Origin of the sequence: Pseudomonas sp. DE0010, from assembly GCF_007680745.1 — a bacterium.
Classification (GTDB): Bacteria; Pseudomonadota; Gammaproteobacteria; order Pseudomonadales; family Pseudomonadaceae; genus Aquipseudomonas; species Aquipseudomonas parafulva_B.
Map to the genome: position 1 here is coordinate 1 of NZ_VEJQ01000094.1, position 346 is coordinate 346.

At 73.4% G+C, this 346-nt stretch carries 1 protein-coding gene; it reads left to right on the top strand.

What is annotated here, in order from left to right; all coding sequences use genetic code 11:
• Positions 1–43: 43 nt before the first annotated feature.
• Positions 44–346, top strand: a 303-nt coding sequence (locus tag FS767_RS21805) for an SDR family NAD(P)-dependent oxidoreductase (protein ID WP_144968182.1), incomplete at its 3' end; no start/stop codon positions are given.

Below are 346 nucleotides of genomic sequence, written 5' to 3' on the forward strand. Positions count from 1 at the left end.
TGGCCGTGATGGAACTGGCGACCGCCTGACTAGGAGTTTTCCCATGCGTCTCTTCGATCCCGGCGGCCAGACCGCCTTCGTTACCGGTGCCGGCAGTGGCATCGGCCAGGCCATCGCCGTCGGACTGGCCGAGGCCGGCGCCCAGGTGGCCTGCTTCGACCTGCCCGGCAGCCGCGACCTCGCCGGTACCGTCGCGCGGATCCAGGCCCACGGCCGCCGCGCCCTGGCCCTGGAAGGCTCGGTGACCAGCGCCGCCGACCTGGAAGCCGCCGTGGCCCGTACCGAGGCCGAACCCGGCCCCCTGAGTCTCGCGGTCAACAGCGCCGGCATCGCCAACGCCCAGCCG